Source organism: Chitinophaga sp. (assembly GCF_039596455.1).
Classification (GTDB): Bacteria; Bacteroidota; Bacteroidia; order Chitinophagales; family Chitinophagaceae; genus Chitinophaga.
In genome coordinates, this window is record NZ_JBCNJR010000007.1 from 98,011 (window position 1) to 112,262 (window position 14,252).

General features: G+C 52.3%; 9 protein-coding genes. 6 read left to right on the forward strand and 3 right to left on the reverse strand.

From position 1 onward, the window contains the following. Positions 1–6: 6 nt before the first annotated feature. Both ABDW36_RS19780 and ABDW36_RS19785 read left to right on the forward strand, forming a co-directional pair. Positions 7–1,434, forward strand: coding sequence for an NADH-quinone oxidoreductase subunit N (locus ABDW36_RS19780; RefSeq protein WP_343703650.1), 1,428 nt, complete (start codon positions 7–9; stop codon positions 1,432–1,434). A 106-nt stretch (positions 1,435–1,540) separates the two neighbouring features. Beyond that, positions 1,541–4,783 (forward strand): PDZ domain-containing protein, encoded by a 3,243-nt coding sequence (locus tag ABDW36_RS19785; protein ID WP_343703651.1) that lies wholly within the window; start codon positions 1,541–1,543, stop codon positions 4,781–4,783. Between the two features lie 80 nt (positions 4,784–4,863). Here ABDW36_RS19785 and ABDW36_RS19790 read toward each other — a convergent pair whose 3' ends face one another. Together ABDW36_RS19790 and ABDW36_RS19795 are read right to left on the reverse strand one after the other, a co-directional pair. Further along, complete coding sequence (locus ABDW36_RS19790; RefSeq protein WP_343703652.1) at positions 4,864–6,615, reverse strand: RagB/SusD family nutrient uptake outer membrane protein; 1,752 nt, start codon at positions 6,613–6,615, stop codon at positions 4,864–4,866. 17 nt (positions 6,616–6,632) lie between these two features. Then, the gene (locus ABDW36_RS19795; protein WP_343703653.1) at positions 6,633–9,896 is read right to left on the reverse strand and encodes a TonB-dependent receptor; all 3,264 of its coding nucleotides are present in this window, start codon (positions 9,894–9,896) and stop codon (positions 6,633–6,635) included. 590 nt (positions 9,897–10,486) lie between these two features. Here ABDW36_RS19795 and ABDW36_RS19800 point away from each other — a divergent pair. Together ABDW36_RS19800 and ABDW36_RS19805 are read left to right on the forward strand one after the other, a co-directional pair. Further along, positions 10,487–10,819, forward strand: a complete 333-nt coding sequence (locus ABDW36_RS19800) for a type II toxin-antitoxin system HigB family toxin (protein ID WP_343703654.1) — start codon at positions 10,487–10,489, stop codon at positions 10,817–10,819. Between the two features lie 9 nt (positions 10,820–10,828). Next, entirely contained in the window at positions 10,829–11,230 is a 402-nt protein-coding gene (locus ABDW36_RS19805) for a helix-turn-helix domain-containing protein (protein ID WP_343703655.1), read from the forward strand. 6 nt (positions 11,231–11,236) lie between these two features. Here ABDW36_RS19805 and ABDW36_RS19810 read toward each other — a convergent pair whose 3' ends face one another. Next, the gene (locus tag ABDW36_RS19810; RefSeq protein WP_343703656.1) at positions 11,237–12,502 is read right to left on the reverse strand and encodes an aspartate kinase; all 1,266 of its coding nucleotides are present in this window, start codon (positions 12,500–12,502) and stop codon (positions 11,237–11,239) included. A gap of 149 nt (positions 12,503–12,651) precedes the next feature. On the opposite strand from ABDW36_RS19810, the gene fbp reads away from it, so the two are divergent. Then, positions 12,652–13,653 (forward strand): class 1 fructose-bisphosphatase, encoded by a 1,002-nt coding sequence (gene fbp / locus ABDW36_RS19815; protein WP_343703657.1) that lies wholly within the window; start codon positions 12,652–12,654, stop codon positions 13,651–13,653. Positions 13,654–13,712: 59 nt separating this feature from the next. Then, on the forward strand, positions 13,713–14,234 hold the full coding sequence (locus ABDW36_RS19820) for a CAP domain-containing protein (protein WP_343703658.1): 522 nt from the start codon (positions 13,713–13,715) through the stop codon (positions 14,232–14,234). Positions 14,235–14,252: the final 18 nt, after the last annotated feature.

Here is a 14,252-nt window from a genome sequence, read left to right on the forward strand (position 1 = left end):
AAGCATATGTCTGCCTCCGACCTTTTAAGCATATTGCCTTTACTGATCATCAGCGGCGCCGCTGTAATAGCCATGCTGCTGGTGGCTATAAAAAGGAATCACCGTGTTATGCACGCTTTCACTGTGCTGGCGTTCATATTGGCTTTCCTGGCGCTGTTCCTGCATCCCGGCCCGCTGCCATATGTGCTGGAGCCGCTGTTTGTGGTAGATGCTTTTGCCATGTTCAATACCGGGCTCATACTGGTGGCCGGCCTGAGCGTGCTGTTCCTGTCTTACAGCTATTTTGAACAAAGGGAAGAAAGGAAAGAAGAATATTACATTCTGTTGCTGCTGGCCACGGTAGGGGGTATTGTGTTGGTAGTGAGCCAGCATTTTATTTCCCTGTTCCTGGGCCTGGAAACCATGAGCATCAGCCTGTACGGCCTTATTGCCTACCTGCGTGCCCGCGAGCGGTCAGATGAGGCGGGCATCAAGTACCTGCTGCTGGCCGCCCTGTCTTCTGCATTCCTGCTGTTCGGCATGGCCCTCGTATACGCTGAAAGCGGCCGGATGGATTTCACCGGTATCGGCCGTTACCTGGCCGGCACTGCCGCTGTGCCGGTGACCGTGGTGGCTGGCTTCGGACTTATGCTGATAGGTGTAGGGTTCAAGCTGGGCATAGTGCCTTTCCATATGTGGACGCCTGATATTTACGAAGGCTCTCCGCTGCCAGTGGCCGCCTACATTGCCACCGTGTCCAAAGGCAGCATGCTGGTGCTGCTGATGCGTTTCTACCGGGATATTAACGGGTATGAATACACAATACTCTGGTGGGTGATTGCCATTATAGCCATGGCCAGCATGTTTGCCGGCAACTGGCTGGCGCTGCTGCAGCAGAATGTGAAACGGTTGCTGGCCTATTCTTCCATTGCACATATGGGGTATATTCTCATTGCTTTCCTGGCCGGTCAGGAAGCAGGGCAGGAGGCCGTTATGTTCTACCTGGTGGCGTATGTGATTACTAGCATCGGCGCCTTCGGGGTGTTGGCGCTGCTCTCAGACAAGGTAAGGGATGCGGAGGACCTGGATGATTTTAAAGGTCTTTTCTGGCGGCAACCCTGGCTGGCCGCTATTTTCACGGGCATGATGCTTTCCCTGGCAGGCATTCCCCTTACCGCGGGCTTCATCGGCAAGTTCTATATCGTAGCCGCCGGCGTAGACGCCGGCCTGTGGCTGCTGCTGGTGTTGCTCGTGATCAACAGCGTAATTGGTCTGTTCTATTATATCCGCATTGTAGCGGTGATGTTCCAGCCCCTGGAAGCCCCGCAGCGGAAACCTCTGCCTTTCTTCGGGATATTTGCGCTCACCGGCCTCATGGCGCTGCTGCTGTGGCTGGGCATTTACCCGTCTTCACTCATAGCGGTGATCAGGGATATGATGCTGACAATGGGGTGAGGGTTACGGCTAAACCCGCCGCCGGTACATTTAGCAGCCTCAAATTACCCGTTTTCCCCTATTTTGCAGCATTGCCATTTTAGTGCAACAAAACCCATAACCGCTTATGATGTATAAATTTATTGGCCTTGCCGCCGGCGTCCTCCTCGCCCTCGGCCCTATATCTGTACAGGCCCAGTCAGAAACAAAACTTTTGAGGAACCCCGCCGTCAGTGAGAAACATATTGCGTTCATGTATGCGGGAGACATTTGGCTGGCCAACCGCGACGGCTCTTCTCCCGTAAGGCTCACGGTGAACCCCGCGTTTGAGCAAGACCCCTATTTTTCCCCTGACGGGAAAAGAATTGCCTTCACCGGTAATTATGACGGGAATACGGACGTGTACGTTGTTTCCGTTGAAGGAGGAGACCCTCAGCGGGTTACCTGGCACCCGGCGCGTGACCTGGTGCGCGGCTGGGTTGACAATGACCACATCCTGTTCGCTTCCGGTGCGGAATCTCCTACGGGAAGGACCACCCGGCTGTACAGCGTAAACGCCAAAGGCGGTCTGCCGGCAGCTCACGCTAAAATACCGGAAGCCACGCAGGGCGCGGTTTCTCCAGACGGTAAATACACCGCCTATATCAAGAACCCGGACCCTACCGAAGGCAGCACCATGTACCGCCCGTTTAAACGTTACCGTGGCGGCTACATGCCCAAAATCTGGATATTCAATAACAGCACATACCAGATAGAGGAAATACCGGCCGCCAATTCCAACAATATCCGCCCGGTATGGGTGGGCAAAAGCGTTTTTTTCCTCAGTGACCGTAACCATACCATGAACATCTTCCGGTATGATACAGACAGCAAACAAGTGACGCAGGTAACGAAGTATAAGGATGATGATGTGAAAACGCTGACCACCGACGGCAAAACGCTTGCCTTTGAACAGGGCGCCACGCTGCACCTGCTGAACCCGGCCAGCTCCGCGGTAACAGATGTTAAAGTGAGCATCCGGGCAGACATTCCTTCCAAACGTCCGCGCTATGAAAATGTGCGCAATTTTGAACGCGTGAACCTGTCGCCCACCGGTGTAAGGGTATTGGTACAGGGCAGGGGAGAAATTTTCTCCATCCCCAAAGAAAAGGGCGATGTGCGCAACATTTCCAACTCGCCGGGTACTCATGAGCGGGAGCCGGCCTGGTCTCCTGATGGCAAGTGGATCTCTTACCTTTCTGACAAGGACGGCAACTACAAACTGGTATTGCGAGACCAGAAGGCCATGGAAGCGCCTGTAGAGATCGAGCTGGGCAAAACGGTGTATTATTTCGGGCTTGGCTGGTCGCCAGACAGCAAGAAGATCGTATATGCAGATGCGCACTTTAACCTCTATTACGTAGATGTGCAGACGAAAAAAATTACGCATATCGATACCAACAACAACGGCTCCATCCCTTCCGGCAGTTCCAATGTATTTGCGCCTGCCTGGTCTCCAGACTCGAAGTGGATCAGCTACATCAAGCTGCAGGAAAACGGGTTTGACGCCGTGTACCTCTACAGCCTTGAATCCGGCAAAAGCGCGCGCATTACAGATGGTATGGGAGATGTAGGCAACCCCACCTTCAGCGCAGACGGAAAGTACCTGTTCTTCCCGGGCAGCACCAACAGCGGCATGTCTCTCAGCGGGCTGCATATGCAAACCTACGGCCGCAACACATCTTTCAATATCTACGCGGTAATGCTGGCTAAAAATACGCCCACCATCTTCACGCCGGAAAGTGATGAAGAAACAGTAAAAGGGGCAGAGCCCGAAAAGAAAAAGGATACCGCCAAACCTGCCGCCCCTGCCGGCACCAAAATAGACCTGGACGGTATTGCGCAGCGTACCATTGCCTTGCCGCTGCCTGCGGCCAGTTACCGTTTCCTGAGCGGAGCGGTGAAAGACAAGCTGTTTTACCTGTCAGACGGTGAGCTGCGCTACTACGATCTGAAAGAGCGAAAAAGTGAAACCTTTGCCAAAGCCGGCGGCTACATTGTGAGCGCAGACGGCAAAAAGATATTGCTGGCTTCCGGTGGCGGTTACAGCGTAGTGCCTGCAGACCGCAAGCCCAACGCGGGAGACGGGAAGATAGACGTTTCCAATGTCAGCGTATATGTAGACCCGGTGGCAGAATGGGACCAGATATTTGATGAGGTGTACAAAATAGAAAAGGACTTTTTCTATGTAAAGAACATGCACGGTGTAGACTGGGATGCCAACAGGAAAAAATATGCGGCGTTGCTGCCGCATGTAGCCAACCGTTCAGACCTGAACTACCTGCTCAATGAAATGATGAGTGAAATGGTGGTAGGGCATAACTATGTGGGCGCGGGAGACATTCCGTCCGGCCCGAGCGTGTCTACCGGTGTGTTGGGAGCAGACTATGAAATTCACCAGAACCGTTACCGCCTTGCCAAAATATACAGCACCCTGACCTGGAACCCGCAGTTAAAGGCGCCGCTGGCCGTACCCGGCCTTGATGTGAAGGAGGGAGACTATATTCTGGCTGTAAATGGCCGGCCCCTCACTGCAGACATGAACATTCACGCCCTGTTGCAAAACACCGTCAACCGGCAGGTAACGTTGAAAGTGAACAGCCAGCCTGCCGAATCAGGCGCACGGGAAATAGTGGTGCAGCCTGTTGACGCAGGTGTGGAAATGGAATTGCGCAAGCAAGACTGGATTGAGGGCAACCGTATGAAAGTAGACCAGCTGAGCAATGGCAAAATAGCCTACGTGTACATGCTCAACACCGGCCAGGAAGGGTATACCTCCTTCAACCGCTATTATTACGCGCAAACAGACAAACAGGCCCTGCTGCTTGATGAACGCTTTAACGGCGGCGGGTCTGTTGCAGACTATGTAATAGACGTGCTGAGCAGGGAGGTGCTGAGCTTCTGGGGCGTAAGGAACGGCCGCAGCTTCACCACGCCCGGTAACGGCATTTATGGCCCTAAAGCCATGTTGATCAATGAGTACGCCGGCTCCGGCGGAGACATGATGCCCTGGATGTTCCAGCAGAAAAAGCTGGGCAAGCTCATCGGTAAACGTACCATGGGCATACTGGTGGGCATCAGTGGTTATCCCAGCCTGATGGACGGCGGCTATGTAACCTCGCCCAGCTTTGGCATCTACGATACCAAAGGTAACTGGATCATTGAGAATGAAGGCACGCATGCAGACATTGATGTGGAGCAAACGCCCGCAGATGTGATTGCAGGCCGTGACCCGCAGCTGGAGAAAGGTGTGCAGGTATTGCTGGAAGAGTTGAAAACGAAGAGCTTCAAACCCGTGCCCAAACCGGCAGACCCGGTGAGGGTGAAATAACGGTGTGTTATCACGTTAAAACGGGCGCCCGGTTAATGGGGCGCCCGTTTTTTTATAGGCAAAAGCGAAAGCTTTTACGATCAGTTATCCCATTTGGGATTCTGGGTAAGGTTGCTGTTCAGCTGCAGTTCCTGGATGGGAATGGGCTGCAGGTAGTCGCGTTCCTCATTGAATGTTTTGGTAATGTTGCGGTTGATGATAACGTTGCCGCCGGCCGCACCGTTTTCCAGGTCCATTTCAGTGCCCAGTTTGAAGTACTGCACGCCTTTTACAGCAGGGTCGGGTTTGGCGCCTTCGTAGATGTGCACATCGGTTTTGCCGTCACGGTCAAGGTCGTATTGCCCGATGCCGGGGAAGTACATGCCTTTGAACTGGCGGGTGAGCAGCTTGCCTTCTTTCCAGCGCATCAGGTCCCACCAGCGGTAGCTTTCCATTACCAGCTCAATCCTCCTTTCTCTGCGTATTTCCAGGATCACGCCCTTGTTGGCGCCGGTAACTGTAGTGTACTGGTCTGCCAGGTATTGGTCCGGATTGGCATTGGCCGCGGCCATATCCAAATTCGGCATGCCCACCCTGCCGCGGAGCAGCTTGATAGATTTATCGATGTCTGCCTGGGTAAGCGAGCCCAGTTCGGCTTTTGCTTCCGCATAGTTCAACAGCACTTCCGCGTACCTGAAAACAGGCATGGAGTTGATAGAGCGGTTGAATGAATCGAACGAAAGGTCTGTTACGAACTTGATCAGCTGGTAGCCCGTCACGCTTGCGCCAAAATCAGGCGCCAGCCTGGCCGTTGTGCCAATGCGGGAGTAGCCGGGCGTGCGGATGGTCTGGGAAAGCCGCGGGTCGCGGTTCTGGGTTTCCGCGTAGAAGGTGATGGTATCATACCGGGGAATGTCTGTGAAGCGGGAGCCGTCTTTCATCAGGTAGCTGTTCACCAGCTGTTTTTCCAGTCCGGGTTTTCCGTAAGACGATGTGATCGTATAGTAGTTCACGTTATGCCATACCTGTAATTCATTGCTGAATGTTTTGGCCAGTATGATTTCGTCCTTGATGGGCGCTATGGAAGCAAACAGCTCCAGGTACGCCTTCTCCGGCGTGGACGTGTATATCTTGTACTTGTTGCTGTTTATCAGCGCTTCGGAAGCCTCCACAGACTTTTGCAGGAAGCTTTGCCAACCGGGCAGCTCCATTTCAGGATGGTACTTCCGGAAGGTGCCCTCAAACAGGCAGATGCGGCTCTTGAGCGCAAGGGCGGTGAATTTGGTTACGGCATCCGTGCTGGTAGCGGCGCCGTCCATTTTTGCAATAGCATAGTCAATGTCTGCAAGAATGGAATCTACCACCAGTGCGCGGCTATCACGGGCTTTGGTAAGCGCGTCCTGATCTCCTTGTAGAATGGTGGAGCTGTACCAGGGCACGCCGCCAAAGCGCTGTACCTTGTCAAAGTAAAAATAGGCACGGAAGAACTTGGCTACTGCTGCATATTTCTCTGCCTGTTGCTCCGGCATTACCCGGTTGTAATTGTCAAGGAAGAAATTGATCTTCCGCAGCTCCGTCCATGTCCAGTTACCGCCCGTTACCGGTACGGTACGCCTGCCGGTGAGGTTATCTCCCAGGGAAGTTTTTACAATATTGTCAATATCCTCATTGTAAATGCCTTCAGCAGACGGGAAGGCGCTGTAGAGAGAATTGAGGTACGTGCTCAGTTCTTTTTCGTTCTTGAAGAACTGGTCAGGCGCAATGTCAGACAATGGCTGCCTGTCCATGAATTTGCTGCAGCCGGCAAACATGCTGCCGCCCGCAAGTATGAGTATGGATAAGTACTTTTTCATTTCAGTTCGTTTATTGGTTAGAATGACAGGTCAAGGCCGGCAGAATAGGTTTTCGCGAACGGATATACACGTCCGTTAGCATCCGCGGCGGCTTGTTCCGGATCTATGTATTTCGTTTCCAGCTTCGTCCAGGTTGCAAGGTTGTCTCCGCTTACATAGAAACGGCAGCGGCTCAGCCGCAGGCGCCTCAGCAGGTGGTCTGGCAGGGAATAACCGATGGTGAGGTTTTTCAGGCGGAGGTATGCGAGGTCTTGCATATACCTGTCGTTCGTATTGGTGAGCGGGTTATTGCCGTTGAGGGCAATGTAACCGCGCAGGCGCGGGAAGTAGCTTGACTGGCCTTTTTCCGGGCTCCAGATCTTGTCCATGAAATTTTCAGGTACAAATGAATAGTAAGGGCGGCTGTACGGGCCCCAGAATTTGTCTGCATTAGCGCCGGGGTACCAGTTTTTGCGGCCTATGCCCTGGAAGAAGAAGGAAAGGTCAAACCCGTTCCAGCTGGCGCTGCCGGTAAAGCCATATGGGAAGCGGATCTGGTTGTTGCCCAGCTTCACCAGGTCTCCCGGATCTTTAAGCGTGTTTTTGCCCGGGCTGATCACACCATCGCCGTTAAGGTCCTGGAATTTCAGGTCTCCTGCGCGGAGGCGGTTCCATTCGCCGCTGGCACTTACGATGTTGGAGCCTACCAGCTTCTGGTCTACCTTGGCAGACCAGGCAGCTGCTTCTTCATCGGTATTGAAATAGCCGTCCGTCAAATAACCCCACATATCGCCATAACGCTGGCCAACATAATAATCGTTCAGCAGCTGGCTGGGGTTGTCAAACCGGGTGATAACAGAAGTGAAATCGCTCAGGTTACCGCCAACGCTGTATATGAACGGTTTGCCGGCTATATCGAACTGGTTGTTGTAGCTGATGTTCAGCTCAAAGCCGCGGGTGCGGAGGTCTGCCGCGTTTTCCCTGGGTTCTCCTGTACCGAATACGGCCGGCAGGGTTTTACCCTTTGTCAGCATGTCTTTCGTATCGCGGATGTAATAGTCAAAGTTGAGGATCAGCTTGCTCTTCAGCAAAGCTGCGTCTACACCGAGGTTAACAGAGCTGGTCTTTTCCCAGGTAAGGGTGGGAGAAATGGCGTTTGGCGCGGTAAGGTATTCCAGTTTCCTGCCCCCTGCTATCCAGTCCAGCGTTCCCCTGCTCAGCAGCGGGATGTACGGGTATGCGGAGTTGGTGATCTGGTTGCCCAGCGAGCCGTAAGATGCCCGGAATTTCAGGTCGGCTACGGCGTTTTTCAGCGGCTCGAAGAAAGATTCCTCACTCACCCTCCAGCCTGCGGACACGGAAGGGAAGAAACCGAAACGCTGATCTTTCGGGAACCGGGAGGTGCCATCATACCGGCCGTTCACTTCAAGCAGGTATTTGCCTTTGTAATCGTAGTTGGCGCGTGCAAAGAAACCCAGCAGGGCCCACTCGCTCTGCGCACCGTTGAGGGCGTAGTTGCCGGAGCCCAGGCCTATGTCTATCAGGTCTTCAGACAGCAGGTCTCCCCGTTCGGATGTAATGCGTTTGAATTGTTTCAGCTCCTGGTTGTACCCCATCATGAATTTCACGTTGTGGCGGCCATAGCTTTTAATGAACTCGCCGTAGGCGTTAGCTACATGATACATATCGCTGTTCACCTCCTCTCTCAAAAAGTCTGCACGCGGCAGCTTGCTGATAACACCGGGGTAGATGGAGTAGGGGGCGGCCGCCTGGCGGATGGTGGTGGTGGTAGCCGCATCGTTGTCCCTGGCCGGGTTGAGGGTGAAGGTGTAGTTGGCGTAGAGGTTGATGTTGTCGTTCACCTTGATGGTGGCGCCCCAGGTGCTCATCAGCTCGTTCCAGCGCTCAATGCCTCTTGATTTGCCGTACAGCAGGTCTGCATAAATACCGTCACCTATCTGGTAGTTGTTCAATGCCGTAATGTAGGTGGCAGTACCATCAGGGTTGCGCGGTACGTAAGAGGGGAGGGCGTGTACGGTGATAGACACGAAGTTGTTGTTAACGCCCCAGCCCGGGTAAGTATACTTGGCAATGCTGAACTGCGTGTTGTTGGTGAACGTGAGCCATTTGTTGGCGCGTACCGTCAGCTTGGTGCGCAGGTTATAGGAATTGTATTCGTCCCGGTTGATGCGCATCATCCCCTTCCGGTGGTACATGCGGCCGGACAGCATGAAGTCTACCTTGTCCGTTCCGCCGGTAACGCTGAGATTGTGTTCCATGGCGGGTTGCGCGTCAAAGAACATTTCTCTCCACCAGTCTGTATTGCCATAATAAACGTACTGGTCCCTGCCGTTCCGGTTGTCTATCACCACGGAGGGGAGCGATTTATCGGTCTGGCGTTTCTTCAGTTCTTCATAGTCTTCCGGCGTATAGCGGGTATAGGTATTCCCGGTAGATACGCGGAACGCTTCGTCGTTCATCATGGCCGCGGTATACCCGTCCGTCATGAAGTCAGTGCTCACGGTTGACCTGGAAGAAGAAAAGTTGTTGCCATAGTTGACCGTCAGCTTACCGTTCTTGGCGGCTTTGGTAGTAACCAGTATCACGCCGAAGGCGGCGCGGGCGCCATAGATGGCGGAAGCGGCCGCGTCTTTGAGGATGGTCACGGTCTCAATATCCCGCGGGTTCACATTGTTCATGGAGCCGGGTACCCCGTCTATCAGCACCAGCGGGCTGGCGCCGGAGCTGAGCGGGTTGTTGCCGCGGATGTTGAAGCGCCCGTTAGACCCCGGACGGCCATCAGTGAAGTTGATGTTCAGGCCGGGTACAGCGCCCTGGAGGGCTTGTGTAACGTTGGCTACGGGGCGGCTTTCAAGCACTTTGGCGTCTACCTGGCTCACGGCGCCGGTGAGGTTCACCTTACGTTGCGTACCGTAACCCACTACTACCAGTTCGTTCAGTTTCTGGTTGCCTTCTTTTAATTCTATTTTCAAATGGTTGTTGCCGGCTTTCAAAACCTGGTTGTTCAATACGTACGTTTCATAACCAATGAAAGAAAATGTAACAGTTACCGGTGCGCCCACAGGCAGGCCCGGAACGGTGAAAACGCCTTTTACATCGCTGGCGGCGCCCTTGCGCTGACCGTCTGCCGTTTTTACTTCTACGGAAACACCCGGCAGCAGCTCTCCGCCGGTACCGGTTACAACGCCGCTTAGCGTGGCGTTGGGTTGCTGGGCCATAGCCGCCGCAGGAAGGAGCACCAGCAGCCATAGCCAGATCTTGAATGATTGTTGTGTAAGCATGACGAAATAGATTTTATAGATGAACACTGTTAAAAGCCGGAAATAGAAAATCCGTTCAGGGCAGTTTGCTGCACTGTCAGATAGTAGACGCCGTTCCAGTCTCGAGAATCAGAAATGCGCCCGCAAGATGGGAAGAAATGCAAAGGATTGCATTCCTTTCAAGGTTAAGTTACCTTTAAACAATTGTTAAGTGATTGAAACAGGCTGATGACAAGGCCAATCTGGTTGAATTTTCATGACTCGTGGATATAACGCTGATTTAAATATGGTTGCCTACTTGTTTTTACAGGTTTTCGGCTCATCCTGGTTTTACAATATGGTCGCTGCACGAAGTACATTATTCACTGCGCTGATAAAAATAAAAACTATTTTCTACATTTTAATAATAAAATAAAAGTAGAAAAGGAAAGAAGTTGAAATGTAAGAAAACCTATTGGGCGGGATGATAAATTTCCGCTAGATTTATTGCAAGGCACGTTTCTCTGTGCCTTTTTTGTTACCCAGATTGCTATTTCCCACCGGAGAATGAAGCGTAAAAGAAAAAGTTCGCGTTTTGCGAATTATTGATTAACTTCGTTAAGTCAATTGGTATGAAAATACATTTGATCCGGAAGGAATCTATCGAAGCTTTCAAAAGGGTATATCCTTCCAGCCGGGCGCCATTCAGAGCATCGCTGTCCATTTTAAAGAATGCCCGCTGGGCCTGCCCTGCGGATATATTGAAAACGTTCGGCGCCGCAGACCTGCTGGGAAACGGCAGTAACCGGGTAGTGTTTGACATTGGCGGCAACAATTACCGTATGATCTGCCACTACGTGTTCGGACAACGCGAAATGCACCTTTTCATTTCATGGATAGGCACCCACACAGCCTATACGGCTTTATGCAGGGAAGGAAAACAATATACCATTTGTGAATATTAAACTACAGATATGGAACCGCTGAAGTACAAAGTGATCAAATCCACCACCCAGTACAACCAGTACTGCAAGTTGCTGGAGGGCCTGGTAACCCTTAAAAAGAAAAGCGCCGCAGAAGCGGACCTTATCGAACTGCTGCAGGTGCTCATCGAGAAGTATGACCGGGATAACAGCACTTTCTCCGATGCCGGCCCTGTTGAGGCGCTCCGCTATCTCATGAAAGAGCATGGCCTCAAATCAATAGACCTTGCCAAAGAGCTGGCTATCAGCCCCAGCCTTATTTCAGACTTCCTGCACCGCCGCAGGGGGCTTTCCAAAGAAAATATCCGTAAACTGTCCGCACGCTTCTCCGTAGACCAGGAGCTCTTCAACAGGCCTTATGACCTGGCGCCGCAGGTGAAAAAGCGTTCCTGATACCCCTTACTTCATCACCAGCTGTACCGTACTGTCTGACCGCTGTTCCAGCAATATCTTGTGCCCCCTGGTCAGGTTTTCAAGCAGGCCGTTCTGGTAATGCCGTACGGTCAGCAGCTCCAGCCCCTCATTGTAAGAGATCTTGAAACCGCTGTGCAGGGCCTTGATGAGCAGCTCTATTTTCTCAGGGTTATTGTCTATGCAGCAGGAAAAGCTGATGGCCGCGTTCTGGGTGAGGTTGATCTTGATCTTTTTGGCGTGGAATATCTCGTAGATGTCGCTGATCTTATCTTCGGTAATGAACCCGAAATCGCGGGACGTGATGGTGATCAGCACCTGGTTCTTTTTCAATACAATAATGGGCGGCAGCTTCCGGTTGTCTGCATCCTCACGGATCACGGTGCCCGGCAGGTCTTTGTTCAGGAAACATTTTACATACAGCGGTATCTGCTTGTTCTGCAGGGGCTTGATGGTTTTGGGATGTATCACCTGCGCGCCGTAGTAGGCCATCTCGATCACTTCGTTAAAAGCTATCTCCGGTATATTGACCGTATCGGAAAACAGTTTCGGGTCAGCGTTCTTCAGGCCTTCCACGTCTTTCCAGATGGTCTGGCTTTCGGCGTCCAGGAGGTTGGCAAATACGGCGGCGGAAAAGTCGCTGCCTTCCCGGCCCAGGGTGACGCTTTCGTTCTGGTCTGTACTGCCAATAAAACCCTGTGCGATCACAATATCTACCGCGTTGAACAGGGGCAATACTTTCTCTTTCACCTGCTTCTCCGTTACTTCCCAGTCAATATTGGCATCACGGAAGTTATCATCCGTACGGAATACGTCACGCACGTCTACCCAGGCATTGGTAATGCCCGCCTGGTTGAAGTAGGCGCTTACAATGGCGGTGCTGAGCAGTTCGCCCAGGCCCACCAGCTGGTCATAATAATAGTCGTAAGGGCGGAGGGGCTTTTCTCCCAGCGTCCATTCCGCTTCCGTAAAGAACTGCTGCAGCTGGGTGAATAGGGAATGATCCCGGCTGCCCAGCAGGCTTTCAGCTACCTGGAGGTGCTGCTGCTCAACATTGTACAGCAACTGGGCGGCTATTTCCCGCTTGCGCATGAAGAAATTCTGGGCTACTTTTTCCAGCTCATTGGTGGTTTTACCCATGGCAGACATCACTACCAGTATTTTTTCACCGGCATAAGACTGCAGAATATTACCCACATGCTGAATGCGCTCAATAGTTTCTAAACTTGCGCCGCCAAATTTGAAAACCTTCATACGGAGAATCGACTTCTGTTAAAAAATTGTCCGGCAAAGTACGGCAACTTTAGAATTGTTTAAAAATGAATTTACCGGAAAATGACAATTTCCGGTAAATAGCCCTGTTTAGCTTAATTTAGCACACCTTAACCAACACGTATATGAAAATGAACCAACGAGTTATGACGCTGGACGAATTTACCATCCAGGAACTGAGAAACTATCCCGGCGCCACCGGCCAGCTCTCCGGCCTGTTGCGTGACATTGGGCTGGCTGCCAAGAGGGTGAACGTGGAAGTGAACAAGGCCGGCATTGCAGACATACTGGGGGAAGCCGGTAAAACCAATGTGCAGGGTGAAGCGGTAAAAAAACTCGATGAATTTGCCAATGACCAGCTCATCAACTCCCTGCGCACCAGTATTTACTGCTGCGGCGTAGCATCTGAGGAGAATGAAGACTTTATCTGCTTTGAGGACGAGCTTTCCAAAAACTCCAAATATGTGGTGCTGATGGACCCGCTTGACGGGTCGGGCAACATAGACGTGAACGTGTCTATAGGCACCATCTTTTCCGTATACCGCCGCCTTTCTCCCAACGGCGAGCTGTGTACCCGGGAAGACTTCCTGCAGCCGGGCAACATGCAAATAGCCGCGGGGTACATCATTTATGGCTCTTCCACCATGCTGGTATACGCCACCCGCAGAAGCGTGCAGGGCTTTACGCTAGACCCCAGCATAGGAGAGTTCTGCCTTTCTCATCCCAACATGCGGGTGCCGGAAGACAGTGATATTTTCTCCGTGAACATGGGCTATTATTACCTCTATGAAAAGAAGATACAGCAGGCCATTGACCTGTTCATGGCGCAGAACGCGGCAGACAAGGTATACCGCCACCGTTTTGTAGGCTGCATGGTATCTGAAATACACCGTACGCTGGTTCAGGGCGGGGTATTCATGTACCCGGCTTTCGGCAAGTATACCAACGGCCGCCTGCGCCTTTGTTACGAGTGCAACCCCATGTCTTTCCTGATGGAAAAAGCGGGAGGCGCCGCCATTGCAGACGGGAAGCGGCGTTTGCTGGATATCAAGCCTGACGAGCTGCACCAGCGCATCCCCATTTTCATTGGCTCCAGAAAAATGGTAGAGGCCATTCAGGTGGTGATTGATTAAACTTTTGGCGCGAAATTGGATCATACAATTTTCAGTATTAAAAAAACGTTTCTAAAAGCATGTTTAATCAGCACTATTGTAAGGTCCTTTTGCTCTCCGCGGCGGTATTGATGGGCAGCCAGGCCTCTGCCTGCAGCAAATCAGTAACCGGCAAGCCCGCAACCACGGCTGTACGTAATAACGGCGATGTGGAGGAAGATATCCTGTATTATGTTAACAAGTTCCGCAAATCAAAAGGCCTGCCCGCGCTTAAAATGAACGAAACCATCAATGCCGAGGCGCGCAGCCACAGCAAGGCCATGGCCAACGGCCGTACCGGTTTCGGGCACGACGGGTTTGAAGGCCGTGTAGATGATATTTCCAAAAAGCTGGGCCGGGTAAGCGGCGCTGCTGAAAACGTAGCGTACGGCAACCTCAGCGCAGAGGCAGTGGTAGACGGCTGGATCAAAAGCCCCGGCCACCGCAGGAACATGCTGGGCAACTTTAACCTGATCGGTATTGGTGCGGCCAGGGGAAAAGGGAATATTGTTTACTTCACGCAAATATTCATCAATAAGCCGCAGGCTACGGCTTCCAAATAACTGCCTGCAAACCTTTTA

Excerpts from the sequence above, each read along its gene's own strand:
- ABDW36_RS19780 (WP_343703650.1), top strand. The coding sequence starts at position 7 with ATGTCTGCCTCCGACCTTTTAAGCATATTGCCTTTACTGATCATCAGC.
- ABDW36_RS19785 (WP_343703651.1), top strand. The coding sequence starts at position 1,541 with ATGATGTATAAATTTATTGGCCTTGCCGCCGGCGTCCTCCTCGCCCTC.
- ABDW36_RS19790 (WP_343703652.1), bottom strand. The coding sequence starts at position 6,615 with ATGAAAAAGTACTTATCCATACTCATACTTGCGGGCGGCAGCATGTTT.
- ABDW36_RS19795 (WP_343703653.1), bottom strand. The coding sequence starts at position 9,896 with ATGCTTACACAACAATCATTCAAGATCTGGCTATGGCTGCTGGTGCTC.
- ABDW36_RS19800 (WP_343703654.1), top strand. The coding sequence starts at position 10,487 with ATGAAAATACATTTGATCCGGAAGGAATCTATCGAAGCTTTCAAAAGG.
- ABDW36_RS19805 (WP_343703655.1), top strand. The coding sequence starts at position 10,829 with ATGGAACCGCTGAAGTACAAAGTGATCAAATCCACCACCCAGTACAAC.
- ABDW36_RS19810 (WP_343703656.1), bottom strand. The coding sequence starts at position 12,502 with ATGAAGGTTTTCAAATTTGGCGGCGCAAGTTTAGAAACTATTGAGCGC.
- fbp (WP_343703657.1), top strand. The coding sequence starts at position 12,652 with ATGAACCAACGAGTTATGACGCTGGACGAATTTACCATCCAGGAACTG.
- ABDW36_RS19820 (WP_343703658.1), top strand. The coding sequence starts at position 13,713 with ATGTTTAATCAGCACTATTGTAAGGTCCTTTTGCTCTCCGCGGCGGTA.